Genomic DNA, 26,303 nt, shown 5'->3' on the forward strand with positions numbered 1-26,303 from the left:
AAGAATGCAGCCAGGGGAACGGGCGAATGCCCGGGGCGGAAGCACTTCGCGAGCCACGGCGATGGCGCGCGGGGTGCGGCGAGCACTGCGCCGCTAACGCTCGGAAGAGCCGGAGTGTTTGTAGAAGCCGCTCATCAGCTCGATCAGCTTGTCGCGGTTGTCGCTGCTCGCGCGGTTCAACGCGTGAGTAGGACCATGGATCAGCTTGTTCGTGAGCGACTGCGACAGTGCTTCGAGCACTGCGGCCGGGTCGTCGCCGCGCGCGAGCATTTTCTGCGCGCGTTCGACTTCCGCGCGGCGCAGCGTGTCGGCCTGCGTGTGCATGTGGCGGATCACCGGAACGATGCTGCGCGCGTCGAGCCACTGCATGAAGTTCTGCACGCGCGTTTCGATGATCGCTTCGGCTTGCGCGACCGCGGCCTGGCGCGACGCATTGCCTTCGCGGACGATCGCGCCGAGGTCGTCGACGGTGTACAGGAACACGTCTTCGAGCTGGCCGGCTTCGGGTTCGATGTCGCGCGGCACTGCGAGGTCGACCATGAAAATCGGCCGGTGACGGCGCGCCTTGACCGCGCGCTCGACAGCGCCCAGCCCGATGATCGGCAACGTGGAGGCCGTGCACGACACGATGATGTCGAATTCGTGCATCCGGGAGGGCAGTTCGGAAAGCGGAATGGCGCGGCCGTTGAAACGCTCGGCGAGCCGCATGCCGCGCTCGGCGGTGCGGTTCGCGACGACGAGTTCACGCGGATGTTGCGCGGCAAAATGCGTCGCGCAGAGCTCGATCATTTCGCCGGCACCGATGAACAGCACCCGCTGGTTCGAGATCTTGTCGAAAATGCGTTGGGCGAGGCGCACCGCGGCGGCGGCCATCGATACCGACTGCGCGCCGATTTCGGTGGTGCTGCGCACTTCCTTCGCAACGGCGAAGGTGCGCTGGAACAACTGATTCAGATAGGTGCCGAGGGCGCCGGCTTCGGAGGCGGTGCGCACCGCGTCCTTCATCTGTCCGACGATCTGCGTTTCACCGAGCACCATCGAATCGAGCCCCGACGCGACGCGGAACGCATGGCGCACGGCTTCGGACTGCGGCAGCGCGTAGACGTGCGGCGCGAGTTCATCGATGGGGAGGTTGTGGTACTTCGACAGCCACTGGACCGAAGCTTCGCGCGCGGCGAGGTCGTCGGTCGCGCAGTAGAGTTCGGTGCGGTTACAGGTGGACAGAATTGCCGCTTCCGGCGCATTGGGGGCCATGCGGCCCACCCAGATGCCTTTGAACGTATCCAGAGCGGGCTTGATCTGTTCGAGCGGAAACGCCACGCGTTCGCGCAAGGCGACAGGCGCAGTGTGATGGTTAATTCCGATCGTTAGAAGCTGCATTTGGGGGAGCTATCGTTCAGCCCTATATTATAGCGTTTTCACGATTCTCACATCCGGCACGCCGTATACCCCGCATGCGTCAGCTCTCGCCTGTCTGGGTCTCCGGCGGGATCGCGTCGAGCTGGTAACCGTAACCATAGACCGGCGTCAGCGCGTAGCCAAGCTCCGGACGCAGTTGCAGCTTGCCGCGCACGCGCGACGCGTGAGTGTCGATGGTGCGCGACTTTACGTCGCGGCGGCGCGACCACACGGTTTCAAGAATATGAGCGCGCGACACCGGTCGCGCCAGATTGTTGAACAGCAGCAGCGCGAGGCGGAATTCCTTCGGCGTCAGGATGACGGTCAGTTCGCGGAAGGTCACGGCGAAATTCGCCGCGTCGAACGTATAGCCGCCGATCACGTCGCGCCGACGTTTGGGCGGCCGCCGCAGGCCCGCACGGCGCTGCAGCGCCTCGACCCGCGCGAGCATTTCAGGGCCGCGCACCGGTTTGCTGAGGCAGTCGTCGGCGCCGGCGTGCAGCGCGGCGACGATCTGGCATTCGCGCGGTGCCGCAATCAGCATCATGATGGGCAGGCCTGGCAGGATGGAACGCGCGCGCGGGATCACGTCTTCGGCGCAATGGTCGCCGGCCCAGCTTTCGGTGATCAGCAGGTCGAAAAATTCGTCGGTGGCGCGCTGCAGGAAGGTGGCGCTGCTGGTGAAGTGCAGGCACACGTGGCCGCCGGCGAAAATGAGCCGGTCGACCAGTTTGGCGTGTTGTAGGTCGGGTTCGATAAGGGCGATGCGCATGGCGCGGCGTCAGCCAGGCAACGAGCGGAGCGTGGGGCGTTTTCGTCAGGCTTGCAACTTGCCTAAGCACACCCCGACCCCTAAACTCAACCGCTATGCGGAAAGCGCCGTGCTGAACTTCTAGAGTTAAAGAGCCCGAAATGCTAGCCTTGGCGGCTCCGTCGGCCTATGAGACGAATCCGAAATTGAACTTGCCCTGTTTCGGCACCCAATCCGGAGCCCACGCCTGATGGGTTGGCCAGGCATTCTCGTTCTCGGCGCCGTGATCGGTCTCGCGGGCTGGTGGTTGCACCCGCTGCGCCGGGCGAGCCGCGCGCGCTGGTGGACCGCGCTGTTGGCCGGCGTGCTAGGCACGAGCATCGCGCGCATGGCCGGCAACGTGACGGGTCTTTTCCATGACGGCGACATGCTCGAATGGCAGGTATGCACCGCCGTCGCGCTCGTCGCCGTCGCCGTGACCGTCGGCCTCCTTTCGCGCCGGTCAATCCGTCGATGAATCCTTGCAGGTAACTCCATGAACGCCCGACTTCCCGAAACCTCCTCCATTCCCGAGCGCCTCGCGAGCCTGCGCGCCGCGATGGCGCGCGAAGGCATCGCCGCTTACCTCGTGCCGTCGGCCGATCCGCATCTGTCCGAGTATCTGCCAGGGCGCTGGCAAGGCCGCCAGTGGCTGTCGGGCTTCACCGGCTCCGCCGGTACGCTGATCGTCACCGCCGATTTCGCCGGCGTCTGGACCGACAGCCGCTACTGGGAGCAGGCGAGCGCGCAGCTCGCCGGCACCGGTGTCGACCTGATGAAAATGACCGGCGGCCAGCTGACGACGCCGCATTTCGAATGGCTCGCGCAGAACGTCGCGAGCGGCGGCACAGTCGGTGTGGACGGCGCTGTGCTCGGCGTCGCGGCCGCGCGCGCGCTGAGTGCCGCGTTGAGCGCGCGCGGCGTGCAGCTGCGCACCGACGTCGACCTGTTCGACGCGATCTGGGCGCAGCGCCCGGCACTGCCCGCCGACGCCGTCTTCGAGCACGCCGCGCCGCAAGCGGGCGTCGCGCGCGCGGACAAGCTCGCTCAGGTGCGTCGCGCGATGGCCGACAAAGGCGCGCAGTGGCACTTCATCTCGACGCTCGACGACCTGGCCTGGCTGCTGAACCTGCGCGGCGCGGATGTCAGCTACAACCCGGTGTTCGTCGCGCACGCGCTGATCGGCGTGGATCGCGTGTCGCTGTTTATCGCCGACGGCAAAGTGTCGCCTGCGCTCGCCGACGTGCTCGCGCGCGACGGCATCAGCGTCGAGCCATACGCCAAAGCCGCCGACGCGCTCGCCGCGCTGCCAGCCGGCAGCACGCTGCTGATCGACCCGCGCCGCATCACGTATGGCTCGCTGCAGGCGGTGCCGTCGTCGGTCAAGGTGGTCGAGGCGGTCAATCCGTCCACGTTCCTGAAGTCGTGCAAGACCGCCGCTGATGCCGCGCACGTGCGCGACACGATGGAGCAGGACGGCGCGGCGCTCGCCGAATTCTTCGCGTGGTTCGAAAGCGCGCTGGGCCGCGAGCGCATCACCGAACTGACGATCGACGAGCGTCTGACGGCCGCCCGCGCGCGCCGACCCGGCTTCGTGTCGCTGAGCTTCGCGACGATCGCGGGCTTCAACGCGAACGGCGCGATGCCGCACTATCGCGCGACCGAGGAGTCGCATGCGGTGATCGAAGGCAACGGCCTGCTGCTGATCGATTCGGGCGGTCAGTACCTGAGCGGCACGACCGACATCACGCGCGTCGTCCCGATCGGCACGCCGAGCAACGAACAGCGCCGCGATTTCACCGTCGTGCTGAAGGGCATGATCGCGCTGTCACGCGCGCAATTCCCGCGTGGCATCCGCTCGCCGATGCTCGACGCGATTGCGCGCGCGCCGATCTGGCAGGCCGGCGCCGACTATGGCCACGGCACCGGTCACGGGGTCGGCTACTTCCTGAACGTGCACGAAGGCCCGCAGGTGATCTCGCACTACGCGCCGGCCGAACCGTGGACCGCGATGGAGGAGGGCATGATCACGTCGAACGAGCCGGGTCTGTATCGGCCGGGCAAGTGGGGCGTGCGTATCGAAAATCTCGTGCTGAACGTGGCCGCCGAAAAAACCGAATTCGGCGACTTCCTGAAGTTCGAGACGCTGACGCTGTGCCCGATCGACACGCGCTGCATCGAGCTGTCGCTGCTGCGCGACGACGAGCGCGCGTGGCTCAACGCGTATCACGAGACGGTGCGCGCGCGCCTCGCGCCCCATGTGTCGGGCGACGCAAAGGCGTGGCTCGAACTGCGCACACAACCTATCTGAGCGTAGCGGCGACCTTTCAAACGGAGCGTGGCGCATGGCGATCAAGGCAGTGGTGTTCGATTTCGGCGGCGTGCTGATCGACTGGAGTCCCGAGTACCTGTACCGCGAACTGATTCCCGACGAATCGGAGCGCCGCTGGTTCCTCACGCACGTTTGCGCGATGGACTGGGTGATCCGCCAGGATGGCGGCCAGCCGATCGTCGAAGCCACCGACGAGCTGATCGCGCAGTTTCCCGATCACGCGCCGCTGATCCGCGCGTTCTACGAGCGCTGGCATCTGATGGTGGCGGGCGTGCTCGACGACGGCATCGCGCTGATGGAAAAGCTCGAAGCGGCCGAGGTGCCGCTCTTCGGGCTCACCAACTGGTCGGCCGAGACCTTCCCGTATGCGTGGGAACACTATCCGGTGCTGCGGCGCTTTCGCGACATCGTCGTGTCGGGGCGCGTGAAACTCGTGAAGCCCGACCCTGCGATCTTCGCGGAGATGCGCCGGCGCATCGAGTTGCAGATGCCCGGTGTCGAACCGGCCGAACTCGTCTTCATCGACGACAACGCGAAAAACGCCGAAGCCGCGACGGCGCTCGGCTGGCACGGCGTGCATCACACGAACGCCGCGCAAACGGAAGCAAAGCTGCGCGAGTTGGGTTTGCCGGTTTGAGCGGAGCGCTGCCCCTACTGTCCTAACAGGTTCTTCAGCGCATTGCCGAGGCCTTTGACGGTCTCGCCCGCACCCTTCGCGACGCCTTCGACGCTGACCCCGAGCGCCTTCGCAAACCCCTCGCCGATGCGCTTGAGGATCCCTTCGCGTACCGAGAACTTCGGATCGCGCAGATCGCCGTCGAGCACGAAATGCAGCGTGATGTTGCCGTCATGCGTCTTCAGCGCCGCGACGGCGGCGCGAGTCGGAATCGACATGAACGTCTCGAGCGGATTGTCGGTTTCGGCGAGTTGCAGATTGTGGACCGTCACCGTGCCGGGCGCGTGCAGGTGATAGTTGCGCACCGTCGATTCAATCGACAGATCGACGGTGCCGCCCGTCACCTGCGCGCGTGCGCCGGCCTTCTTCAGCAGATACGGATCGAGCATCGCGACATCGACACCGTGCAGCGTGGTCGTGGTCTGCGAATCGCGGCTGGCGATCTTGATCCAACCGTCGAACGTCACGGTGCCGGTATGCGCCGGACCCTTCAGCGAGCCGCGAACGCTGACATTGGTCGGCTCGCTGAGCGACGGCAGATGCAGATTGTCGACGCTCGCGTTCGCGTTGCTGACGGTGACCTTGAAAGGCGGCGGCCCGACGCTCATGTCGTAGAAGTGGAAGTTGCCGTGTTCGAAGCGGATACGGTCGACCAGTTTTTCGCGCGGGATCGGCGGCTCCGTGCCGGCGCCGCCCGGATGATCGCCGCGGTTCAGTGATTCGCGCAGGTTCGGCAGCAGATTCAGCGAACCGTCCTTCGTGCGTAGCACGGCCATGTCGAAGCCGCGCACGACGACCTCTCGAATATGCATGCGCCGCGCGATCAGGTCGCGTACATCGGGGGTGATCGTGATTTCGTCGGCGCGTAGCGGTTCGCCCGCCGGCCAGCCTGGCGGCGCTTTCAGCACGACGTGGGTCAGGTGTACCGAGGTCAGGCCGACATCGATACTATCGGCGCTGCCGAGCGGCCCGAGCGCCGCGCTGACGCGATTCTTGACTTCCTGTTGCGCGAATTGCATCGCGCCGATCGCGATCAGAATCAACGCCAATAGCGTTCCGCCCACGACGACGATCCAGCGCCTGCCCTTCGACATCGCCATGCCTGTGTCTCCTCGTCACGGCGCCGCGCGTCGCGCGGCGCCGTGTTGACCGTCTGTCGTGTGCGCGGGACTTTTACGCGCGCCTGCATCAAGTGACGAATAGCAACGCGCATGCCCCGTGGCCCGTCCGGCATTGCGCCAAACGGGCCGGTGTGCCCCGCTTGTTAGCGCGAGATCGGCTTGTAGCGCAGACGCTTCGGCCGCGCGCCCTCCTCGCCGAGACGCGCGCGCTTGTCCGCTTCGTATTCCTGGTAGTTGCCGTCGAAGAACGTGACTTGCGAGTCGCCTTCGAACGCGAGGATATGCGTCGCGATACGGTCGAGGAACCAGCGATCGTGTGAGATCACGAGCACCGAACCCGCGAATTCGAGCAGCGCGTCTTCGAGAGCGCGCAGCGTTTCGACGTCGAGGTCGTTCGACGGCTCGTCGAGCAGCAGCACGTTGCCGCCCGCGATCAGCGTCTTCGCCAGATGCAGACGACCGCGTTCGCCGCCGGACAGATTGCCGACGATCTTCTGCTGGTCGCCGCCCTTGAAGTTGAAGCGGCCGATATACGCGCGCGACGGCGTTTCGTACTTGCCGACCGTCAGCACGTCGGCGCCGCCCGAGATTTCCTCGAACACGGTCTTGTTGGCCGCGAGCGCCTCGCGGCTCTGGTCGACGTACGCGAGCTTGACGGTCGGGCCCTGCACGATTTCTCCCGAATCGGGTTGCTCACGGCCGGTCAGCATCCGGAACAGCGTCGACTTGCCGGCGCCGTTCGGACCGATGATGCCGACGATCGCGCCGGCCGGGATCTTGAAGCTGACGTTGTCGAGCAGCAAACGATCGCCGTACGACTTGCTGACGTTCTTGAACTCGATCACTTCATTGCCGAGGCGGTCGCCGACCGGAATGAAGATTTCCTGCGTTTCGTTGCGCTTCTGGTAGTCCTGGCTGTTCAGTTCCTCGAAGCGGGCGATACGCGCCTTCGACTTCGCCTGACGGCCCTTCGGGTTCTGGCGCACCCACTCGAGCTCCTTCTTGATCGCCTTCTGGCGCGCCGACTCCGACGCTTCTTCCTGCTTCAGGCGCTCTTCCTTCTGATCGAGCCAGCTGCTGTAGTTGCCCTTCCACGGAATGCCGTGACCGCGGTCGAGTTCGAGAATCCACTCGGCGGCGTTGTCGAGGAAGTAGCGATCGTGCGTGACGGCGACCACGGTGCCCGGGAAGCGCGTCAGGAACTGCTCGAGCCATTCGACCGATTCCGCGTCGAGGTGGTTGGTCGGCTCGTCGAGCAGCAGCATGTCGGGCTTTTGCAGCAGCAGCTTGCACAGCGCGACGCGGCGCTTTTCGCCGCCCGACAGATGCTCGATCTTCGCGTCCCACGCCGGCAGGCGCAGCGCGTCGGCGGCGATTTCGATCTGCTGCTCGGCGCTGCCGTCGGTTGTCGCGAGGATCGCCTCGTACTTCGCCTGCTCGGCGGCGAGCGCGTCGAAGTCGGCGTCCGGCTCCGCGTAGGCCGCGTAGATTTCGTCGAGCTTCTTCTGTGCGTTGAACACGTCGCCGAGACCTTCCTCGACTGCTTCGCGCACGGTCTTTTGCGGATCGAGTTGCGGCTCCTGCGGCAGATAGCCGATGTTCAGGTTCGGCATCGGCGTTGCTTCGCCTTCGATCTCGGTGTCCACACCAGCCATGATGCGGATCAGCGTCGACTTGCCCGAGCCGTTCAGGCCGAGCAGGCCGATCTTCGCGCCGGGGAAGAACGATAGCGAAATGTCTTTGAGGATCTGGCGCTTGGGCGGCACGATTTTGCCGACCCGGTTCATGGTGAAAACGTATTGGGCCATTTGCTTGCAGTAGACGTTGACGACGCCGGCCGCATGCGGGCGGGCAGTCGGGGTTGAATGGGTAATCGGTGTGAGGGCCGGGCGGAACACCCGGCGCCGGCCGGCGCGGCGTCGGATTCGACGACGCTGCCGCGCGCGGCATGTGGTTCAGGTGGCATTGTACTTCGCGGCGGGGGCCGGGCGGCAGGGGCGGACCGGTGGCGGGCCGCGTCGTGCACCGGGTAGTGGGATATTTGCGCGCTCTGTGCTGCAGATCTGCGGAGCCATTGCGCGACGCCGCCGTGTCGTGAGCAGGCGGCGTCCAGGCGCGGTGTCAGTTCGCGCGCCGTCCCGTCGCCCGGTCGAAAAAGTGCAGATGCTGCGCGGGCAGCACGACTTGGAGCGCCTCGCCGGCGGCCGGGCGATGCGCGTGCGGCAGCCGCGCGGTCACATCGTGCTTGCCCCAGCGGCCGTGCGCGAGATTGTCCGCGCCCAGAATTTCGCAGGAATCGACGGTGAGCGTCGCGGACGGTGCGTTGGCCGTGCCCGGGCTCAGATGCTCGGGGCGAATGCCGAGCGTCCATTCGCGGCCCGTCGCAACTTCGCGGCCGATCGACGGCACGCCCGCGAGCGGCAGCTTCGGGCCGTTGCCGGCGACGTCGAAGGTCGAGCCGTCGTCGGAAATGCGGCCTTCGAGCAGGTTCATGCCCGGCGAGCCGATGAAGCTCGCGACGAACACCGTGGCCGGTCGCTCGTAGACTTCGGTCGGCGCGCCGATCTGCTCGGCGTGGCCCTTGTTCATCACGATCACGCGTTGCGCCAGCGTCATTGCTTCGATCTGATCGTGCGTGACGTACAGGCTCGTGGTCTTGAGCCGCGCATGCAGGCGCTGGATTTCGAGGCGCATCTGCACGCGCAGACGCGCGTCGAGATTCGACAGCGGCTCGTCGAACAGAAACACCGCCGGTTCACGCACGATCGCGCGGCCCATCGCGACACGCTGCCGCTGACCGCCCGACAGCTCGCGCGGCTTGCGCTGCAGCAGCGCGCCGAGTTCGAGAATCTGAGCGGCGGCATCGACGCGCTTCGCGATCTGCGCGCGATCGACGCCCGCGATCTTCAGCGCGTAGCCCATGTTCTCGGCCACGCTCATATGCGGATACAGCGCGTAGTTCTGGAACACCATCGCGATGTTGCGATCCTTCGGTTCCAGCTCGTTGACGACCTTGCCCGCGATCGAAATGCTGCCGTCGGAGATGCGCTCGAGGCCGGCGACCATCCGCAGCAACGTCGATTTGCCGCACCCGGACGGGCCGACCATCACGACGAATTCGCCGTCGGCCACGTCGACGTCGATGCCGTGCAGCACGAACTGTTTGCCGTCGTAGGTTTTCTTAACGCTTTGCAGAGTCAGTGCAGCCATGCCGTTCTAGCCTTTAATTTTGAGTGCTTGTCGCAGTCCGCGATGCCGGATCATTTTTCCGAATCCACGAGGCCGCGCACGAACCAGCGCTGCATCGTCAGCACCACGACGAGCGGCGGCAGCATCGCGAGCAGCGTGGCCGTCATCACCAGGTGCCATTCGGTCGCGGTATCGCCCGAGGCGATCATGCCTCTGATGCCGATCACCGCGGTGGTCAGCGACTGCTGGCTGGTGATCAGGATCGGCCACAGATACTGGTTCCAGCCGTAGATGAACGTGATCACGAAGAGGGCGGCCATCGTGGTGCGCGACAGCGGCAGCACCACGTCCCAGAAGAAGCGCAGCGCTCCGGCGCCGTCGATGCGCGCGGCTTCCATCAGCTCGTCCGGCAGCGTCTTGAAGAACTGGCGGAACAGGAACGTCGCGGTCGCCGACGCGATCAGCGGCAGCGTCAAACCGGTGTACGTATTGCTCAGATGCATCGACGACACCACCTGCACGGTCGGAAAAATCCGCACTTCGACCGGCAGCATCAGCGTGATGAAAATCAGCCAGAACGCGGCGGTGCGAAACGGAAAGCGGAAGTAGACGATCGCGTACGCGGAGATCATCGACACGGCGATCTTGCCGATCGCGATCACGAGCGCCATCACGAGGCTGTTGAGCAGCATGCGATTGAACGGCGCCGCCGCATTGCCGGTGCCCTGCGTCCAGATCGTGACGATGTTCTCGAACAGGTGCGTGCTCGGCACGAGCGATAGCGGCACCGTGAACACCTCGTGTTCGCTCATCGTCGCCGCGCAGAACGCGACGTACACCGGAAACACCACCAGCGCGACGCCGATGATCAGCACCGCGTGACAGAACAAGTCGAAACCGCGTCGGTTCTCGATCATGAGTATTGAACCCTGCGTTCGATGAAGCGGAATTGCACGACGGTCAGCGCGACGACGATGATCATCAGCACGACCGACTGCGCGCCCGAGCTGCCGATGTCGAGCCCCTGGAAGCCTTCGGCGAAGATCTTGTAGATCAGCGTACGGGTGGCCTGGCCTGGCCCGCCGCCGGTCGCCGCGTCGATCACGGGGAAAGTGTCGAAGAACGCGTAGGTGATGTTGATCACCAGCAGAAAGAACGTGGTCGGCGACAGCAGCGGCAGCGCGATGCCGAAGAAGCGCCGCACCGGACCGGCGCCGTCGATCGCGGCCGCTTCGATCAGCGAGCGCGGAATCGCCTGCAGCCCCGCATAAAAGAACAGGAAGTTATAGCTGATCTGCTGCCAGACCGATGCGAGGACGACGAGGAACATCGCCTGACCGGGGTTCAGCGCGTGATTCCACACGACGCCGTATTTCGCGAGCGCATACGTAACGAGGCCGATGCTCGGGTTGAACAGGAACGACCACAGCACCGCGGCAATCGCGGGCGCGACCGCGTACGGCCAGATCAGCAGCGTTTGATAGGCCTTCGCGCCGCGCGTCACGCGGTCCGCGCAGACCGCGAGCAACAGGGAGATCACGAGGCCCGACACGGTGACGAGCGTGCAGAACACGATCGTCGTGTTGAACGACGCGAGATATAGAGGATCGGCGAATAGCTGCTTGAAGTTCGCGAGTCCGACGAACTCGCTCGATGTACCGAACGCGTCCTGAGTTTGCGTCGATTGCCAGAGCGCGACGCCGGCCGGCCACAGGAAGAACACCAGCGTGATGATCAGCTGCGGCGCGACGAGCAGGTAGGGCAGTGCGCTGGTGCCGAAGTAAGAGCGCTTATCCATCGGGATTTCCAGAGTGTGCTGCAACGACGGGTTCCGGCGCTCCCGCGCCGGAACCGTGCCAGCAGGCGATGCTTAGTTACCGGCCTTCTCGAAGCGGCGCAGCAGGTCGTCGCCACGCGAGACGGACGAATCGAGCGCCTGTTGCGGCGTCTTCTTCTCCGCCCACACCTGTTCGAGTTCCTCGTCGATCACGGTGCGGATCTGCGGCATGTTGCCCAGACGCAGGCCCTTCGTGAACGGCAGAGGCGGCTTGTTCAGCATCTGGCGGATGGCGGTGTCGCTGCCCGGGTTCTTGTCGTAGAAGCCCTGCTGGCGCGTCAGGTCGTACGCGGCGGTCGTGATCGGCAGATAGCCGGTGTCCTGATGCCACTTCGCGGCGACCGGCGCCGTGGCCAGATACGCGAGGAACTGCGCGACGCCCTTGTAGACGGCCGGGTCCTTGCCCGACAGCACCCACAGGCTTGCCCCGCCGATGATCGCGTTCTGCGGCGCGCCCTTCACGCTGTCGTCGTACGGCATCATGCCGGTGCCGAAGTTGAACTTCGCGTATTTCTTGATCGTCGCGAGCGAGCCCGACGAGTTCGTGATGATGCCGCAGTCGCCGCTATAGAACTTCGACACCGGTTCGTCCTTGCGGCCCACATAGGTGAAGGTGCCGTCCTTCGCCATGGTCTGCAGGAACTGGATGTGCGCGACTTGCAGCGGCTTGTTGAATTCGAGCTGCGCATCCATGCCGTCGAAGCCGTTGTTACGCGACGCGAACGGCGCCGCATGCCACGCGCTGTAGTTCTCGAGCTGAATCCAGCTCTGCCAGCCCGACGAGTAGCCGCACGACATGCCCGAGGCCTTCAGCTTCTGCGCATCGGCGTGCAACTCGGCCCAGGTCTTCGGCGGCTGGTTCGGATCGAGGCCGGCCTTCTTGAACGCATCCTTGTTGTAGTACAGCACCGGCGTCGAGCTGTTGAATGGCATCGAGATCAGTTCGCCGGTCTTCGAGTCGCTGTAATAGCTGGCGATGGTCGGCACGAAGGCCTTCTGGTCGAGCGGCACGCCCGCGTCCTTGAATACCTGCGTGACCGGGACGATGGCTTTCTTCGCCTGCATCATCGTCGCGGTGCCGACTTCGTAGACCTGCAGGATCGCCGGTGCGTTGCCGCTGCGATAGGCGGCGATGCCGGCGGCGAGGGTCTGGTCGTAGGTGCCCTTGAACACGGGCACGATCTTGTAGTCGCTCTGCGATTTGTTGAAGTCGTTCGCGATGTCGTTCAGACGTTCGCCCAGGGCGGCTTCCATCGCATGCCAGAACTGGATTTCGGTCGCGGCATGAGCCGCCTGGCTGACGCCGAAGCTCAATACGGCGGCGACGGATAGTGAACGGAACAGCGGCTTGTAATTCATCGATTTATCTCCTGTTCGTAAGGGCGCGGACGCGAATCGCGCGATTCTAGTTGTGTTCGATGACATTCCGGCGTCGGATGCCGTGCGGCGCGGACCATGGGTGGCGGCGCGCCGGAAGCCGAAATTTAGCATTGGCTGTCACAGAAAGGAAATGAATGGGCGGTGGTTCGGGAAGATCGCGGGCGATTCAGAGCATGGCGAGGTGCCGCATGGATGTATTCCGCGACTATCACCACTTTTGACATTCGCCCATCTGTCTATGCCGTAAGCTCGATCGCTCGAACTGGTATTGAGGTGTCTAACATGACTTGGACGCACAGCCAGAGTTCGGGAACCCTGTCCCGAGACGGTAGCTTGGTCGCTCGCGGATACTCGGGTCATGGCGCGGGCAAAAACAATCCCGTTATGCAGGCGGTCCGATCCGTTGGGCCGATACCGGAAGGTCATCCGGGTAGCGGGTCGAACGGATGCATCGTCATTTCAGACCGCATCGTCCGCGAACGAGTCTGGTCAAGTGGTGACCGACAGCTTCGGGTAGAACGATGAAAAAACTTCTTGCGGTCATGATCTTGGGGTGTGCGTCAGGAGCAGTGGGGGCCGTGCAAGGCAACACTCCTGCTGAGGTATCGGCGGCGATTGGCCGGCAAGGGGCGGGCGCGTTTCTCAGGTCGCTGGACGAAGCAGCTGTCGATCGGCTTTTCGAACGGATTGGAACAGGTCGCGCAGATTGGGTTGCACTTGCGCCCAAACTGGCCGTAGCGGCCGACGGCGCGAACGCGGAAGGTTTAGGGATCGCTCTTGCCTATGCGTTGCCGAGGAATCCCGCGGCTGTGTTGAAGGTCGCAGACCCGGTCGAGGGCGGTAGCCACATTCTGGCGTTACCCCGTGTGTGCGGCATTCCGTTTATTGACGATGTGCCGAAAAACTACAAGTCCAAAGCATTGCACGCTGTCTCGGCGGTCACCACTGCAAATCCGCACATCAAGGCCCGTTGTCTCGACGCGTTGCGCAAGTCGTAGCGCGCAATCAAAAAAGGCCCGCAACCCTGGAGGGTTCGCGGGCCTTACTCGCGCAGCGCAGTGTGCGCCGCTTCGCGCTTACACGTTGAACAGGAAGTTCATCACGTCGCCATCGTGCACGACGTACTCCTTGCCTTCCGCGCGCATCTTGCCGGCTTCCTTCGCGCCTTGTTCACCCTTGTAGGTGATGTAGTCGGCGAAGCTGATCGTCTGCGCGCGGATGAAGCCGCGCTCGAAGTCGGTGTGGATCGCGCCGGCCGCCTTCGGCGCCGTATCGCCGATGTGGATCGTCCACGCGCGCACTTCCTTCACGCCGGCCGTGAAGTAGGTGTGCAGGCCGAGCAGCTTGTAGCCCGCGCGGATCACGCGGTTCAGGCCCGGCTCTTCCATGCCCATGTCGGCGAGGAAGACTTCCATGTCGGCTTCGTCGAGGTCGGCGATGTCCGCTTCGACCGCGGCGCACACGGCCACGACCGGCGAGCCTTCCGCGGCCGCGAACTTCATGACCGCGTCGAGGTGCGGATTGTTCTCGAAGCCGTCTTCCTTCACGTTGGCGACATACATCGTCGGCTTCGCGGTGATCAGGCAGAAGGGCTTGAGCGTGGCCTTTTCTTCATCGCTCAGATCGAGCGCGCGGACCGGCTTCGCCTGGTCGAGTTGCGCGCGGACCTTCTCCAGCACCGCCGCGTTCTTCACGGCTTCCTTGTCGTTGCCAGACTTGGCCGCCTTGGAATAGCGCGCGAGCGCCTTTTCGACGGTGCCGAGGTCGGCAAGCGCGAGTTCGGTGTTGATCACCTCGATGTCCGACAGCGGATCGACCTTGTTCGCGACGTGAATCACGTTGTCGTCCTCGAAGCAGCGCACGACGTGCGTGATCGCATCGGTTTCGCGGATGTTCGCGAGGAACTGGTTGCCGAGGCCTTCGCCCTTGCTCGCGCCGGCCACCAGACCCGCGATATCGACGAACTCGACCACCGCCGGCAGGATGCGCTCCGGCTTGACGATTTCGGCAAGCGCCTTCAGACGGGTGTCCGGCACCTCGACGATGCCGACGTTCGGCTCGATGGTGCAGAACGGGTAGTTCTCAGCGGAGATGCCCGCCTTCGTGAGTGCGTTGAACAGGGTGGACTTGCCGACGTTAGGCAGGCCGACGATGCCGCATTGGAGGCTCATGGAAATCCTTCAGTGAATCAGTAGGTTGCGTGATGCGCTCGACGCTGCGCGCGGATTCGGAAAGCCTTCGCGTAAGGTGGGGTGCGGCAGGCTCAGCGGAGCGGACAAGTCACCGAATCGGGGCGTTGGCTCGACGATTGAGTGCGAGTTTTCACGAAAAATGCAATTGTAACCCGTTCGCCCGCGCGTACCGGGCGGCGCATTTGCGCATAGCCACTGTAGAATCGTCAGTTCAGAGCCGGTAGAGCTCCATTTCCGGGGGGGCCAGCGTGCGAATGATGAGATGGGTCGGGATCGGCGTCGCCGCCGCGATCGTGGTCGGCGTGGTCGCTGCATGGGTCGCGCCGAATTTCGACGAAGCGCAGGCCACCACAGACCGTCAGACGATCGACTGTTTGTCGACCCACCTGTCGCACGAAGATCGCGCCGACATCGCGCGGTTCGCCGACAAGAACGACTACGACTCGCTGTGGGGCGTGTTCGACCGCGTGTTCCCCGACTGCGCGGTGCGCAGCGATCAGCGCGATCGCAAGGCCGAGCTCGAAGCGGCCGCATGGCGCAACCTCTCGGCCGATCGCGATTTCATGCGCATGCGCGAGGCGAATGCGGCGCTCGCGGCGAGCGCCGCGACGCGTTAGCACGAGCCATCGGGGGCCCGCGCACCGAGCCCGAATGCCGCGCCCGTCGATCCGTCCCCCGCACCCCCCGCGGCTATAATGCGCGCATGAACGCACACCACCAGACCTTTGATGCCGCCGTGATCGGCGGCGGGCTCGTCGGCAAGACCGCGGCGCTCGCGCTCACGCAAGCCGGACTGCGCGTCGCACTGCTGGCGCAGCCTTGTGCGGCGCTGCCCGCCGGTGCTGCCTTCGACTCGCGCGTCTATGCGTTGTCGTCGAGTTCGCAGGCCTTGCTCGAACGGCTGCGGGTCTGGCAGGCGCTCGATCACACCCGGCTCGGTCCGGTCTACGACATGCGCGTCTACGGCGACGCGCACGCCGAGTTGCATTTCTCCGCGTTTCAGGCATCGGTGCCGCAGCTTGCGTGGATCGTCGAGTCGTCGGTGATCGAGCGCGCGCTCGATGCCGCGCTGCGCTTCCAGCCGAACCTCACGTGGATCGACACGCGCGCGCAGGCTCTCGATTTCTCCGTCGACAGCGCGAGCGTCGGGCTCGCGAACGGCAACGTGCTCGAAGCGGATCTGGTAGTCGGCGCGGACGGCGCGCACTCGTGGGTGCGCGCGCAGATCGGCTCGAAGATGGTGCGGCGCGACTACCGGCAGATCGGCGTCGTCGCCAATTTCAAGGCTGCCAAGCCGCACGGCGAAACCGCGTACCAATGGTTCCGCGACGGCGAGATCATCGCGTTGCTGCCGATGCCGGACGGCCACGTGTCGCTAGTCTGGTCGGCCCGCACCGAACACGCCGAGCAATTGCTCGCGCTCGATCCCGAGCGGCTCGCCGCCGAAGTCGAGCACGTGAGCGGTGAACAGTTCGGCGCGCTCGAGTGCGTGACGCCCGCGCAGGGCTTCCCGCTCGCGTTGCAGACCGTGGACCGGCTGGTCGCGCCGCGTGTCGCGCTGGTCGGCGATGCCGCGCATCTGATCCACCCGCTGGCGGGGCAGGGCATGAACCTCGGCTTGCGCGACGTCGCCGCGCTAGCGAGCACGATCGGCGGCAAGGAGTCGTTTCGCGATCTCGGCGACATGGTGCTGCTGCGTCGCTACGAACGCGCGCGCCGCGAAGACATTCGCGCGCTGATGATCGCCACCGACGGCCTGCAGAAACTGTTTTCGGTCCCCGGTCCGCTCGCGCGCGCCGTGCGCAACACCGGCATGGCGTTCGTCGGCGCGCAGCCATTCATCAAGCGCTGGCTCGTGTCGGCCGCGCTGGGGTAAACCGCAACGAGGCGTCGTGCGGATAGCCGATGGCCGGTCACGGGCGCCCGGGACAGGTATCATGACCGGATCGACGCGCTGCGATCCGCCCCTTATCCGGCCCTTATCCGACCCCGATCGAACCTGATCGAGCCTGATTGAACCGATAGGCGGCCAAAGCGCGCGGCCGGAAAGTAACAAATGCGCAGGTGCGCGAATGACCCCCCAGGACTCCAGCATGAAAAAGACCTTCCGCATCGCCGCCGCCGCGCTCGCGATCGCTGCCGCCACGCTCGGCTGCTCGGCGCAGGCCGACCAGACCACCGACAAACTCAAAGCCACCCTGCAAAGCCGTCTGTCCGACGTGACGATCAAGGGCGTGTCGAAGACGCCGATCGCGGGCCTGTACGAAGTGAACCTCGGCACGCAGATCATCTACAGCGATGCGAGCGGTGACTACCTGATGCTCGGCGACATGGTGGACTCGAAGACGCGCAAGAATCTGACCGAGGCGCGCCTGTCGGAAACCAACCGCATCGACTTCGCGAGCCTGCCGTTCGGCAACGCGGTGAAGGTCGTGCGCGGCAACGGCGCGCGCAAGATCGCGGTGTTCTCCGATCCGAACTGCCCGTACTGCAAGCAGCTCGAAAAATCGCTGCAGTCGATCGACAACGTGACGGTCTACACCTTCCTGTACCCGGTGTTGTCGCCTGATTCGACGGCCAAGTCGAAGTCGATCTGGTGCTCGGCCGACCGCGCGAAGGCGTGGGAATCGTGGATGCAGGACCGTCAGGCGCCGACCGCCGCCGCCACCTGCGACACCGCCGCGATCGACAAGAACCTCGCGCTCGGCCGTTCGATGAACGTCGAGGGCACGCCGACGGTGTTCCTCGCCGACGGTCGCCGTTTGCCAGGCGCCGTGCCGGCCGACCGGCTCGACAAGGAACTGTCGGCGGTGCACTGAACAGCGCGCTGCACGCAGCGCCACGCACGCCTGAGGCGCGCAACAGATGCAGTTTCAACCGAAAGGAGGCGCACGCAGCGCCTCCTTCCGCATCGAGCCCCGAACTTCTTCGCCTCACTCCCTGACACTCCCAAACGCCGCCGATGAAGCCGATCCGCTACACCATCGTTCCGAGTAACCCCGCCGCCCACCTGTTCGAAGTCACCGTGACCGTCGCCGATCCCGATCCGGCCGGCCAGCGTTTCATGCTGCCGGTATGGATTCCGGGCAGCTACATGGTGCGCGAATTCGCGCGAAACATCGTGACGCTGCGCGGGGTCAACGAAGCGGGCCGCAAGGTGCGCGTCGAGAAGATCGACAAGCACACGTGGCAGGCCGCGCCGGTCAAGGGCGCCTTGACGCTGCGCTACGAGGTGTACGCGTGGGACATGTCGGTGCGCGCCGCGCATCTGGACGACACCATCGGCTTTTTCAACGGCACGAGCGTGTTCCTGTCGCCGCTCAGCCATGAAGACGCGCAGTGCGTGGTCGATATCCAGAAGCCTCAGGGCTCCGCGTATCGCGACTGGCGTGTCGCGACCGCGCTGCCGGAAGCGCGCGGCACCAGGCGCTACGGCTTCGGCGAGTACCGCGCGCTGAACTACGACGAGCTGGTCGACCATCCGGTGACGCTCGGCGAGTTCGCGCTCGCGACGTTCAAGGCGCACGGCGTGCCGCACGACGTCGTGATTGCTGGTCGTGTGATCGGGCTCGACATGGAGCGGCTGTGCAAGGATCTGAAGCGCATTTGCGAGGCGCAGATCGCGTTGTTCGAGCCGAAATCGAAGAAGGCGCCGGTCGAGCGCTACGTGTTCATGACGCAAGCCGTCACCGACGGCTACGGCGGACTCGAGCATCGCGCGTCGACCGCGCTGATCTGCAATCGCACCGATCTGCCGGTGCAGGGCCGCGACGCGATGAGCGAGGGCTATCGGACCTATCTCGGTCTGTGCAGCCACGAGTATTTCCACACATGGAATGTGAAGCGGATCAAGCCAGCCGTGTTCGCGCCGTATGACCTCGGCGTCGAAAACTACACGTCGCTGCTGTGGCTGTTCGAGGGCTTCACGTCGTATTACGACGACCTGATTCTCGTGCGCAGCGGCGTGATCTCGCAGGACGACTATTTCGGCCTGCTCGGCAAGGTGATCGGCGGCGTGCTGCGCGGCAGCGGGCGCCTTAAGCAGAGCGTCGCCGAAAGCTCGTTCGACGCATGGGTCAAGTACTACCGGCAGGACGAGAATGCGCCGAACGCGATCGTCAGCTATTACACGAAGGGCTCGCTGATCGCGCTCGCGTTCGATCTGACGATCCGTGCGCAGACCGGCAACCAGAAATCGCTCGACGACGTGATGCGTCTGCTGTGGAAGCGCTTTGGCCGTGATTTTTATCGCGGCAAGCCAGTGGGCGTCGACGAAAGCGAGATCGAGGCGATTTTTGCGGAAGCGAGCGGCGCGGAACTCGCCGAACTGTTCGCCGAGGGCGTGCGCGGCACGCGCGATCTGCCGCTCGACGCGTTGCTCGCGCCGTTCGGCGTCACGCTCGGGCCGGACGCCGACAAGAACGGCAAGCCGTCGCTCGGCGTGCGGCTGCGCGGCGGCGCTGACTGCGCGCTCGCGACGGTGCACGAGGGCAGCGCCGCGCAGAAAGCGGGCCTTTCCGCTGGCGACGTGCTCATCGCGCTCGATGGCCTGCGCGTGACCGGCGGGAATATCGATGCTCTGCTGGCGCGCTACCAGCCGGGCGCAAAGGTCGAGGTGCACGCGTTCCGCCGCGACGAGCTGCGGGTCGCACAGGTGAAGCTCGACGGTCCCGAAGTGGCGCGCTACAAGCTCACGGTTAGCGATCGCCGTCCCACCGCGCGCAAAGCCCTGGAGCGCTGGCTGACGAAGTGATCGGCGTGGTGGTGGACCGCACCGGGCGGTCCACCCATCGTCGCCCGTCTCGGCGTCAATCGGCGGAGGAGGGTAGTCGATTGTCCCACCCATGCAACAATCCGTCGCCGCCGGACGGCTTTTTCGCCGGTCGGTAAAAAAACACAATGGCTCCACTCGCGCAACACTGCGCGCCCCCTACTGGAGTCAACCCCATGACCACGATCCTGCAAATCAACTCGGCAGCCCGTTCGCAAGGCGCGAACTCGACGCTTCTCGTCAACGAACTGACCGAAAAGCTGCAACAGTCGAATCCGGGCGCGCAAGTCGTCGTCCGTAACCTGCAAGCCGAACCCCTGCCGCACCTCGACGACGCCGTGCTCGGCGCGTTCTTCACGCCTGCCGAGCAGCGTACGCCGGAACAAGCCGAGATCGCCGCTCGCAGCGAAGCGCTGATTGCTGAACTGCAAGCCGCCGATGTCATCGTGATCGGCGCGCCGATGTACAACTTCGGCATCTCGTCGCAACTGAAGACGTACTTCGACTTCATCGCGCGTGCGGGCATCACGTTCCGCTACACCGCGAACGGTCCGGAAGGCCTCGTTACGGGCAAGAAGGTCCACGTCGTGTCGGCGCGCGGCGGCAAGTATCTGGGCACGCCGAACGATAGCCAGACGCCGTATCTGAAGAGCTTCCTCGGCTTCCTCGGCATGACCGACGTGAACTTCATCTATGCCGAAGGCCTGAACATGGGCCCGGACGCCGCGACCGCCGCGCTGAGCTCGGCACGCGAAGCGATCGCCGCGGTTTAAGCGGGTCCGCCTGCCTTGTGCCGCCTGGATGCGGCGCAAGCGGTGAAATAAAGAACGCCACGGATGGGTTCACCCTCCGTGGCGTTTTCGCTTTGTATCGCCATCCTCCGACGGCGACGCCGTCACGCAAGCATTTGCGCGTCGTCCGGCAGACGCCAGTCGATCGGCTCCCGGCCGTGCTGCAGCAGATATTCGTTCGCCTTCGCGAAATGGCCGCAACCGAGAAAGCCGCGATGCGCGGACAACGGCGACGGATGCGGCGCCTCCAGCACACAGTGCGATTTGCCGCCGAGCAGCGCGCGCTTGGCCTGCGCATGCGCGCCCCACAGCATGAACACGAGGTTCTGAGGCCGCGTCGCGAGTTCGTGGATCAGCGTGTCCGTGCATTTTTCCCAGCCGCGTTTCGCGTGGCTCGCGGCACTGTCGCGCTCGACGGTCAGCACCGTGTTCAGCAGCAGCACGCCCTGTCTGGCCCAGCTGTCGAGGCAACCGTGCTGCGGCGTTGCGTGACCGAGACTCGCGGCGATTTCCTTAAAGATGTTGCGCAGCGACGGCGGCGGCCGCACGTGGGGCGCGACCGAAAACGCGAGACCGTGCGCCTGCGGCGTGCCGCGGTCTTCGCCGTGGTACGGGTCCTGGCCGAGGATCACGACCTTCACTTCGTCGGGACTCGTCAGGCGCAGCGCGCGGAACACGTCGGCCGGATAGATGGTTTTGCCGGCGGCACGCTCGCCGTCGACGAAGCGGCACAGCGGCGCGTAGGTGTCGCTGTCGATGAAGGGTTTCAAATGCGCGCGCCAGGCCGCCGGCAGCGCCGCGAATTGAGCTTCGAGCGTGGGCGGGGCGGCGGTGGTGGTGTCGGCCGAGGCTGCGGAGGGAGCTGGGGCGGCATCGTCGAACAACGATGCCTGCGGCGAACTGGAGCGGGTACGGGTAGCGGAGGTCATGGCGGGGAAGTGTCGCAGCAAACGCTGGCTAGCTCAAGCTGCGACAAGCAAGCGCATGAGATGCCGCGGGTTTCGGGCAACCCGCGCCCATCCCGCGCTCAGCCCGCGCGCAACCGATAGCCGCGCTGCGCCTTGCTGATGTCATCCGGCGCGAGGCCGGCAATCCGTTTGCCGAGTTCGGCGGCGAGCGTGTGAAGCGCCGCTTCGTCGCCCGACTTCAGTTCGAGCTCGATCTCCGAGATCGGCGCGCGGCGCGCTTCATCGTCGACTTCGGCAAGCACGTCGCCTTGATCGATCGCCGCCTCGATCTGGGCGCCGTCGGTGTCGAGCAGCCATAGCGTGCGCGTGAAATTCGTGTGGAACAGCTCGATCAGCGCAGGCGCGGCCTGTTTCAGAGCGGCCGCGGCGGCGGGTTCGTCGCAAGCGCTCAGCAGCGAATCGATTTCGAGCTTCGCGCCGGCGACCGGCATTTCCCATTCGTGCCGGCTATGCAAGCCGTTCGTCGCCGTGCCGACCGTTTTGAAGGTCTGCAGCCAGCCGTCCGGCGTCTGCCGCAGACGCAGCGCGCTCTTCGACGACGCCAGCGTCAACTGCGGCGTGTCGAAGTAAATGTTCACGAGCTTGATCGCGCGACCCTTCTTGCCGGCGCGCGCGGCGAACCACTGCGTCGCCGCCTGCACCTGCGAAGCCGGCAGTGCCAGCTTGATTTCGCGTTCCATGCTCACGGTACGTGTCCTTGCTTATGCGAGCGCCGGGCTCAGAAAAACATCCGCGCAAGTTCCACGCCCGGCTCGTCCGCCCGCATGAACGCCTCGCCGACGAGGAACGTATGCACGTTGCGCGCGCGCATGCGCTCGACGTCGTCGCGCGACAGGATGCCCGACTCGGTCACGACGATGCGGTCGTCCGGAATTGCGTCGAGCATGCCGAGCGTCGTGTCGAGCGAGGTTTCGAAGGTGCGCAGGTTGCGGTTGTTGATGCCGATCAGCGGCGTCTTCAGCGTCAGCGCTTCCTTGAGTTCATCGCTGTCATGCACTTCGACGAGCACCGCGAGACCGAGCGAATGCGCGAGCGCTTCGAGGTCCTGCATCTCGGCGGTTTCGAGCGCGGCGGCGATCAGCAGGATCGCGTCGGCGCCCATCGCGCGTGCTTCGACGACCTGATACGGATCGACGATGAAGTCCTTGCGAATCACTGGCAACTGGCACGCGGCGCGCGCTTGCTGCAGATACGCGACGCTGCCCTGGAAGAACTGCACGTCGGTCAGCACGGACAGACACGCCGCGCCGTGCTTCTCGTACGAACGTGCGATGTCGGCCGGCACGAAGTGCTCGCGCAGTACCCCCTTCGACGGGCTCGCCTTCTTCACTTCGGAGATCACCGCGGCGAGACCCGCCGCGTGCTTGGCGCGGATTGCGCCGACGAAGTCGCGCAGATCGCGCGACGACGCTTCGAGCCGCAATTCTTCGAGCGGTACGCTTTGTTCGGCCGCCCGGATTTCTTCGCGTTTGACCGCGATGATGCGGTCGAGAATGTCGCTCATAAATGTCTCGCTACGTGATTACTGCTTGAATTGCTGGGTGAAGCGCACCAGTTCGTCGACCTTTGCACGCGCCTTGCCGCTCGCGATCGCTTCGCGCGCGAGCACGATGCCGTCCGCGATCGTGGCAGCGACGTTCGCCGAATAGAGTGCCGTGCCGGCGTTCAGCGTGACGATTTCGCGCGCGACGCCGGGCTTGTTGTCGAGTGCGTCGAGCAGCATGACCTTCGACTCGTTCGCGTCGGCGACTTTCAGCGTGCGATTCGACACCATCTGCATGCCGAAGTCCTCCGGATGGATCTCGTACTCGCGGATTTCGCCGTCGCGCAACTCGCCGACCAGCGTGGCGCCGCCGAGCGACACCTCGTCCATGCCGTCCATCCCGTACACGACGAGCACGTGCTTGGCGCCGAGGCGCTGCATCACGCGTACCTGAATGCCGACGAGGTCGGGGTGGAACACCCCCATCAGCTGATTCGGCGCGCCGGCCGGATTGGTGAGCGGCCCGAGGATATTGAAGATCGTGCGGATGCCGAGTTCGCGGCGTACCGGCGCGACGTTTTTCATCGCCGGATGATGATTCGGCGCGAACATGAAGCCCATGCCCGTTTCCGCGATCGATGCGGCGACCTGCTCGGGCTGCAGATCGATGTTGACGCCGAGCGCCTCGAGCACGTCCGCGCTGCCCGACTTGCTCGATACGCTGCGATTGCCGTGCTTCGCGACTTTCGCGCCTGCCGCGGCCGATACGAACATCGTCGCGGTGGAAATGTTGAACGTGTGTGCACCGTCGCCGCCGGTGCCGACGATGTCGACGAAGTTCGAGTTGTCCTGAACGTCGACGTGCCGGGCAAATTCACGCATCACCGTGGCGGCGGCGGTGATTTCGCCGATGGTCTCCTTTTTGACGCGCAGACCGGTGATGATCGCCGCCGACATCACCGGCGACAGCTCGCCGCGCATGATCAGGCGCATCAGGTGCAGCATTTCGTCGTGGAAAATCTCGCGGTGCTCGATGGTCCGCTGCAAGGCTTCCTGGGGCGTAATGGACATGATCTCGTCTCTCTTGTGGTCAGGCATTGCGGGAAGCCGGATGATGCGCAGCCTTGCCGCCGACGGCGAGCTTCGACTGCTTGACGAAGTTTTCGAGCAGCGCGTGGCCGTGTTCGGAGAGGATCGATTCCGGGTGGAACTGCACGCCTTCGACGGCCAGTTCCTTGTGGCGCACGCCCATGATTTCGCCGTCTTCGGTCCATGCGGATACTTCGAGGCAGTCGGGCAGCGATTCGCGTTCGATCGCGAGCGAGTGGTAGCGCGTCACCGTGAAGTGCTTCGGCAGGTCCGCGAATACGCCCTTGCAGTCGGTTTCGATCGTGCTGACCTTGCCGTGCATGATGGTTTGCGCGCGCACGACGCGGCCGCCGAACGCCTCGCCGATCGCCTGATGGCCGAGGCACACGCCGAGAATCGGCGTCTTGCCGGCGAATTCGCGCAGCACGTCGAGCGTGATGCCCGCGTGTTGCGGATTGCTCGGGCCCGGCGACAGGCAGATGCGCTCGGGGTTCAGCCTGGCGATTTCATCGAGCGTGATTTCGTCGTTGCGGAAGGTGCGCACGTCTTCGCCGAGTTCGCCGAAGTACTGCACCAGGTTGTAGGTGAACGAGTCGTAGTTGTCGATCATGAGCAGCATGGTGTGTCTCCGGTCAGAAGTCGCTATCGAGGCCGTCCTGGACCTGCTCGGCCGCGCGCATCACCGCGCGCGCCTTGTTCTCGGTTTCTTGCCATTCGGATTCCGGCACCGAATCGGCGACCACGCCCGCGGCCGCCTGCACATACAGATTGCCGTTCGCGATCACGCCGGTGCGGATCGTGATGGCCAGATCCATCTCGCCGGTGAACGACAGATAGCCGACCGCCCCGCCGTACAGGCCGCGCTTGATGGGCTCGAGCTCGTCGATCAGTTCCATCGCGCGGACCTTCGGCGCGCCCGACAGCGTGCCGGCCGGGAAGGTGGCGCGCAGCACGTCGAAATTGGTCATGTCTTTTTTGAGCTTGCCTTCGACGGAGCTGACGATGTGCTGAACGTGCGAGTACTTCTCGATCACCATCTTGTCGGTGACGACGACCGAGCCGATCTGCGCGATGCGGCCGACGTCGTTGCGCGCGAGGTCGATCAGCATTACGTGTTCGGCGATTTCCTTCGGGTCGTTCAGCAGCTCGGTCGCAAGCTGGGCGTCGCGCTCGGGCGTGTTGCCGCGCGGACGCGTGCCGGCGAGCGGGCGGATCGTGACGATACGGTCCTCGCCGCGCTTTTCCTGGCGCACCAGAATTTCCGGCGACGCGCCGACCACGTGGAAGTCGCCGAAGTTGTAGTAGTACATGTACGGCGACGGATTCAGCGAGCGCAGCGCGCGATACAGCGACAGCGGATTGTCGCGGTACGGCTTGGTCAGGCGCTGGCCGACCTGCACCTGCATCAGTTCGCCGGCGGCGATGTATTCCTTGGCCTTGCGCACGGCGGCCAGGTAATCGTCTTTCGCGAACTCCCGGTAGATCTCGGTGCGCACGCTGGCCGACACGACAGGCGGCTCGACGGTGACGCGCAACCGCTGGCGCAGTTCGCGCAGACGCTGCTTCGCCTTCGTATACGCCTCGGCCTGGGTCGGGTCCGCGTAGACCACCAGATAGAGCTTGCCCGCGAGGTTGTCGATGACGGCGACTTCCTCGGTCAGCAGCAACTGAATGTCGGGCAGGTTCAGATCGTCTTTCGGCGCGCTGTGCGCGAGCTTCTTCTCGATGTAGCGCACCGCGTCATAGCCGAAGTAGCCGGCGAGGCCGCCCGTGAAACGCGGCAGCCCCGGGCGTTGCGCGACCTTGAAGCGCGCCTGGAACTGCTGGATGAAAGCGAGCGGATCGCCGTCGTGCGTCTCGACGACCTTGCCGTCGCGCACCACTTCCGACACGCCGTTGCGCGTCCGCACCAAAGTGCGTGCCGGCAGGCCGATGAACGAATAGCGCCCGAAGCGTTCACCGCCGACTACCGATTCCAGCAGGAACGAGTTGGCGCCGTTGCGCTCGGTCTGAGCGAGCTTCAGGTACAGCGACAGCGGCGTTTCGAGGTCGGCGAGCGCTTCGGCGATCAGCGGGATGCGGTTGAAACCCTCGTTGGCGAGGGACTGGAATTCGAGTTCGGTCATGTTCCGATCCTGTACGGTGGTCCGGCGGCAGCAAGCGTCGGGCAAAGCGGGGCGAAGCGCCTCCGGTCAGGGCGTGGGTCGACGTTCTCGACACGATGATACCGACCGGCGCGGGTCTTCCATCGGCGCGTGCGAGCGGTGCAGGTGAGCAGCAACGGTA

The 26,303-nt window shown here is 65.0% G+C and carries 24 protein-coding genes; 9 read left to right on the forward strand and 15 right to left on the reverse strand.

Going from position 1 to position 26,303, the window contains the following annotated elements:
- Positions 1-93 precede the first annotated feature (93 nt).
- Both hemA and GCT19_RS27160 read right to left on the reverse strand, forming a co-directional pair.
- Complete coding sequence (gene hemA, locus GCT19_RS27155) at positions 94-1,380, reverse strand: glutamyl-tRNA reductase (protein ID WP_013090659.1); 1,287 nt, start codon at positions 1,378-1,380, stop codon at positions 94-96.
- Between the two features lie 79 nt (positions 1,381-1,459).
- Entirely contained in the window at positions 1,460-2,170 is a 711-nt protein-coding gene (locus tag GCT19_RS27160; protein WP_018433776.1) for a response regulator transcription factor, read from the reverse strand.
- A 229-nt stretch (positions 2,171-2,399) separates the two neighbouring features.
- Here GCT19_RS27160 and GCT19_RS27165 point away from each other — a divergent pair, with 229 nt between their 5' ends.
- The 3 genes from GCT19_RS27165 to GCT19_RS27175 are packed head-to-tail and all read left to right on the forward strand — an operon-like array spanning position 2,400 to position 5,157.
- Positions 2,400-2,666 (forward strand): hypothetical protein, encoded by a 267-nt coding sequence (locus GCT19_RS27165; protein WP_152853643.1) that lies wholly within the window; start codon positions 2,400-2,402, stop codon positions 2,664-2,666.
- Between the two features lie 18 nt (positions 2,667-2,684).
- Positions 2,685-4,499: an aminopeptidase P family protein gene (locus GCT19_RS27170; RefSeq protein ID WP_018433774.1), complete on the forward strand. Its 1,815-nt coding sequence runs from the start codon at positions 2,685-2,687 to the stop codon at positions 4,497-4,499.
- A 34-nt stretch (positions 4,500-4,533) separates the two neighbouring features.
- Positions 4,534-5,157, forward strand: a complete 624-nt coding sequence (locus tag GCT19_RS27175) for an HAD family hydrolase (protein ID WP_152853644.1) — start codon at positions 4,534-4,536, stop codon at positions 5,155-5,157.
- Positions 5,158-5,171: 14 nt separating this feature from the next.
- Here GCT19_RS27175 and GCT19_RS27180 read toward each other — a convergent pair whose 3' ends face one another.
- From GCT19_RS27180 to ugpB, 6 genes are all read right to left on the reverse strand, one after another.
- The gene (locus GCT19_RS27180) at positions 5,172-6,296 is read right to left on the reverse strand and encodes a DUF748 domain-containing protein (protein ID WP_018433773.1); all 1,125 of its coding nucleotides are present in this window, start codon (positions 6,294-6,296) and stop codon (positions 5,172-5,174) included.
- Positions 6,297-6,460: 164 nt separating this feature from the next.
- Positions 6,461-8,125: an energy-dependent translational throttle protein EttA gene (gene ettA / locus GCT19_RS27185; protein WP_152853645.1), complete on the reverse strand. Its 1,665-nt coding sequence runs from the start codon at positions 8,123-8,125 to the stop codon at positions 6,461-6,463.
- A gap of 313 nt (positions 8,126-8,438) precedes the next feature.
- The gene (locus tag GCT19_RS27190) at positions 8,439-9,527 is read right to left on the reverse strand and encodes a sn-glycerol-3-phosphate import ATP-binding protein UgpC (RefSeq protein ID WP_152853646.1); all 1,089 of its coding nucleotides are present in this window, start codon (positions 9,525-9,527) and stop codon (positions 8,439-8,441) included.
- Positions 9,528-9,577: 50 nt separating this feature from the next.
- Positions 9,578-10,423 carry a sn-glycerol-3-phosphate ABC transporter permease UgpE gene (gene ugpE, locus GCT19_RS27195; protein ID WP_013090651.1) on the reverse strand — a complete coding sequence of 282 codons (846 nt, stop codon included), beginning with the start codon at positions 10,421-10,423 and terminating at the stop codon, positions 9,578-9,580.
- Positions 10,420-11,304: a sn-glycerol-3-phosphate ABC transporter permease UgpA gene (ugpA, locus tag GCT19_RS27200; protein ID WP_018433769.1), complete on the reverse strand. Its 885-nt coding sequence runs from the start codon at positions 11,302-11,304 to the stop codon at positions 10,420-10,422. Before ugpA ends, ugpE begins: the two co-directional genes overlap by 4 nt.
- A gap of 72 nt (positions 11,305-11,376) precedes the next feature.
- Complete coding sequence (ugpB, locus tag GCT19_RS27205; RefSeq protein ID WP_018433768.1) at positions 11,377-12,702, reverse strand: sn-glycerol-3-phosphate ABC transporter substrate-binding protein UgpB; 1,326 nt, start codon at positions 12,700-12,702, stop codon at positions 11,377-11,379.
- A 542-nt stretch (positions 12,703-13,244) separates the two neighbouring features.
- On the opposite strand from ugpB, the gene GCT19_RS27215 reads away from it, so the two are divergent.
- Positions 13,245-13,721 (forward strand): hypothetical protein, encoded by a 477-nt coding sequence (locus GCT19_RS27215; RefSeq protein WP_152853647.1) that lies wholly within the window; start codon positions 13,245-13,247, stop codon positions 13,719-13,721.
- A 78-nt stretch (positions 13,722-13,799) separates the two neighbouring features.
- On the opposite strand, the gene ychF is transcribed toward GCT19_RS27215, so the two are convergent.
- Positions 13,800-14,894 (reverse strand): redox-regulated ATPase YchF, encoded by a 1,095-nt coding sequence (gene ychF / locus GCT19_RS27220; protein ID WP_013090647.1) that lies wholly within the window; start codon positions 14,892-14,894, stop codon positions 13,800-13,802.
- Between the two features lie 275 nt (positions 14,895-15,169).
- On the opposite strand from ychF, the gene GCT19_RS27225 reads away from it, so the two are divergent.
- The 5 genes from GCT19_RS27225 (at position 15,170) to GCT19_RS27245 (ending at position 20,459) form a co-directional block, all read left to right on the forward strand.
- Complete coding sequence (locus GCT19_RS27225) at positions 15,170-15,532, forward strand: hypothetical protein (protein WP_026228351.1); 363 nt, start codon at positions 15,170-15,172, stop codon at positions 15,530-15,532.
- Between the two features lie 86 nt (positions 15,533-15,618).
- Positions 15,619-16,791 carry a UbiH/UbiF family hydroxylase gene (locus GCT19_RS27230; RefSeq protein WP_018433766.1) on the forward strand — a complete coding sequence of 391 codons (1,173 nt, stop codon included), beginning with the start codon at positions 15,619-15,621 and terminating at the stop codon, positions 16,789-16,791.
- Between the two features lie 217 nt (positions 16,792-17,008).
- Positions 17,009-17,734 (forward strand): DsbC family protein, encoded by a 726-nt coding sequence (locus GCT19_RS27235; RefSeq protein WP_018433765.1) that lies wholly within the window; start codon positions 17,009-17,011, stop codon positions 17,732-17,734.
- Positions 17,735-17,877: 143 nt separating this feature from the next.
- Positions 17,878-19,668, forward strand: coding sequence for a M61 family metallopeptidase (locus GCT19_RS27240; protein ID WP_152853648.1), 1,791 nt, complete (start codon positions 17,878-17,880; stop codon positions 19,666-19,668).
- 194 nt (positions 19,669-19,862) lie between these two features.
- Positions 19,863-20,459, forward strand: coding sequence for an FMN-dependent NADH-azoreductase (locus GCT19_RS27245; RefSeq protein ID WP_013090642.1), 597 nt, complete (start codon positions 19,863-19,865; stop codon positions 20,457-20,459).
- A 122-nt stretch (positions 20,460-20,581) separates the two neighbouring features.
- On the opposite strand, the gene GCT19_RS27250 is transcribed toward GCT19_RS27245, so the two are convergent.
- The 6 genes from GCT19_RS27250 to trpE all read right to left on the reverse strand — a co-directional run bounded on the left by GCT19_RS27250 (position 20,582) and on the right by trpE (position 26,143).
- Positions 20,582-21,406, reverse strand: coding sequence for a uracil-DNA glycosylase (locus GCT19_RS27250; RefSeq protein WP_152853649.1), 825 nt, complete (start codon positions 21,404-21,406; stop codon positions 20,582-20,584).
- 98 nt (positions 21,407-21,504) lie between these two features.
- Positions 21,505-22,131 carry a CYTH domain-containing protein gene (locus GCT19_RS27255; RefSeq protein WP_018433762.1) on the reverse strand — a complete coding sequence of 209 codons (627 nt, stop codon included), beginning with the start codon at positions 22,129-22,131 and terminating at the stop codon, positions 21,505-21,507.
- A 32-nt stretch (positions 22,132-22,163) separates the two neighbouring features.
- Positions 22,164-22,949, reverse strand: a complete 786-nt coding sequence (gene trpC, locus GCT19_RS27260) for an indole-3-glycerol phosphate synthase TrpC (RefSeq protein ID WP_018433761.1) — start codon at positions 22,947-22,949, stop codon at positions 22,164-22,166.
- 18 nt (positions 22,950-22,967) lie between these two features.
- Complete coding sequence (gene trpD / locus GCT19_RS27265) at positions 22,968-23,999, reverse strand: anthranilate phosphoribosyltransferase (protein WP_152853650.1); 1,032 nt, start codon at positions 23,997-23,999, stop codon at positions 22,968-22,970.
- A gap of 19 nt (positions 24,000-24,018) precedes the next feature.
- A complete protein-coding gene (locus tag GCT19_RS27270; RefSeq protein ID WP_013090637.1) occupies positions 24,019-24,636 on the reverse strand; it encodes an aminodeoxychorismate/anthranilate synthase component II in 618 nt (205 codons plus the stop codon).
- 13 nt (positions 24,637-24,649) lie between these two features.
- A complete protein-coding gene (gene trpE / locus GCT19_RS27275) occupies positions 24,650-26,143 on the reverse strand; it encodes an anthranilate synthase component I (protein WP_018433759.1) in 1,494 nt (497 codons plus the stop codon).
- Positions 26,144-26,303: the final 160 nt, after the last annotated feature.

Origin of the sequence: Paraburkholderia atlantica (assembly GCF_009362785.1) — a bacterium.
Classification (GTDB): domain Bacteria; phylum Pseudomonadota; class Gammaproteobacteria; order Burkholderiales; family Burkholderiaceae; genus Paraburkholderia; species Paraburkholderia atlantica.